The 1,908-nt window shown below is 70.5% G+C and carries 2 protein-coding genes; one reads left to right on the top strand and one right to left on the bottom strand.

Annotation, left to right across the window (positions count from 1 at the left end; all coding sequences use genetic code 11):
* Positions 1–199 precede the first annotated feature (199 nt).
* Entirely contained in the window at positions 200–1,582 is a 1,383-nt protein-coding gene (locus JS756_RS35610; RefSeq protein WP_205387413.1) for an L-serine ammonia-lyase, read from the top strand.
* A 126-nt stretch (positions 1,583–1,708) separates the two neighbouring features.
* Here JS756_RS35610 and JS756_RS35615 read toward each other — a convergent pair.
* Positions 1,709–1,908: transposase (locus tag JS756_RS35615; RefSeq protein WP_205386372.1), on the bottom strand; the 200-nt coding region annotated here is incomplete at its 5' end.

Genomic DNA, 1,908 nt, shown 5'->3' on the forward strand with positions numbered 1-1,908 from the left:
TCGCCGAGGTCGCGGACGTGATCGCGGAGACCCTCAAGGCGCCGTCGTCCTTCGGGGAGGCCGACGCCGAGGCCCTGAAGGCGCGCGTGCGTGCGCTCGCCGACAAGCACCCGCTCTACCCCGGTCTGTAACCGACAACCTCCTTCAGGGGCGTGCCCGTGACCGCTCGGCACGCCCCTCCGAACCCACGGAGTACGGCGTGGCAACCAGCGTCTTCGACCTGTTCTCCATAGGCATCGGCCCGTCCAGCTCGCACACCGTCGGCCCGATGCGCGCCGCCGGGATGTTCGCCGCCCGGCTGAAGCAGGACGGCGTGCTCGCCCAGACCGCTGAGGTACGGGCGGAGCTGTTCGGCTCCCTGGGGGCGACCGGCCACGGCCACGGCACTCCCAAGGCGGTGCTGCTCGGCCTGGAGGGCAACGAGCCGCATACGGTCGATGTCGCCCGGGCCGACCTGGACGTCGAACGGATCCGCAGCACCGGGCGCATCCGTATCCTCGGTGCCGAGATCGGCCCGTCCCACGAGATCGACTTCGACGCCTCGACCCAACTGGTCCTGCACCGGCAGCGCTCGCTGCCGTACCACGCCAACGGTATGATCCTCTTCGCGTACGACACCGACGGTGTGCCGCTTCTGGAGAAGACGTACTACTCGGTGGGCGGCGGCTTCGTGGTCGACGAGGACGCGGTCGGCGCTGATCCGATCAAGCCCGACGGCACGGTGCAGGCCCATCCGTTCCGCACCGGCGACGAGTTGCTGCGGCTCTCCCGGGAGACCGGCCTGTCGATCTCCGCGTTGATGCTGGAGAACGAGAAGGCTTGGCGCGCCGAGGAGGAGATCCGCGCGGGCCTGCTGGAGATCTGGCGGGTCATGGAGGCCTGTGTCTCCCGCGGCATGGGCCGCGAGGGCGTCCTCCCCGGCGGCCTGAAGGTCCGTCGTCGGGCCGCCGCGGTGGCCAGGGCGCTGCGGAGCGAGGGCGATGCGGCAGGTCGTGCGATGGAGTGGGTGGCCCTGTACGCCATGGCCGTGAACGAGGAGAACGCCGCGGGAGGCCGGGTCGTCACCGCTCCGACGAACGGCGCGGCGGGCATCATCCCGGCCGTCCTGCGGTACTACCTCGACTTCCTTCCGGGCGCCGACGCGGACGGCATCGTCCGCTTCCTGCTCGCGGCGGGCGCCATCGGCATGCTGTTCAAGGAGAACGCGTCCATCTCCGGCGCCGAGGTCGGCTGCCAGGGCGAGGTCGGCGCCGCCTGCTCCATGGCCGCCGCAGGGCTTGCCGAGGTTCTCGGCGGCAGCCCCGAACAGGTCGAGAACGCCGCCGAGATCGGCATGGAGTACAACCTCGGCCTCACCTGCGACCCGGTCGGTGGCCTCGTCCAGATCCCGTGCATCGAGCGCAACGGCATGGCTGCGGTGAAGGCCGTCACCGCAGCCCGGATGGCCCTGCGCGGCGACGGCCGCCACCAGGTCTCCCTCGACAAGGCCATCAAGACCATGAAGGAGACAGGCGCCGACATGAAGGTGAAGTACAAGGAGACCGCGCGCGGCGGACTCGCCGTCAACGTCGTCGAGTGCTGAGGAGGCGGACGGAGCGGGAAAACGGCGGCATTCCTGCCGCCCGGCCGACTTTGCCGATGTCCTGCCGGGATCCCGTCTCCCCGCCTGGACGAGCTGCGACTCCGTTGCTCAATTCCTGGTGGCCGGTCAGGCAGTGAGCCGGTAGGCCAGGCGTTCGAGGCGGCTGGCGCGGGGGCGTGCGGGGGTGTCGGTCCAGTGAGCGTCGAGCCGGATGATGTTGATCGCGGTGGCGGAGAAGGCGTGTTGGAGGCTGACCTTGGCCAGGCCGCGGTAGCGGGCCCGGCGGATCCCGGTGATGTCCAGGGCCTGGTTGACGGTGCCCTCGA

It is taken from the genome of Streptomyces actuosus, assembly GCF_016921115.1.
GTDB lineage: Bacteria > Actinomycetota > Actinomycetes > Streptomycetales > Streptomycetaceae > Streptomyces > Streptomyces actuosus_A.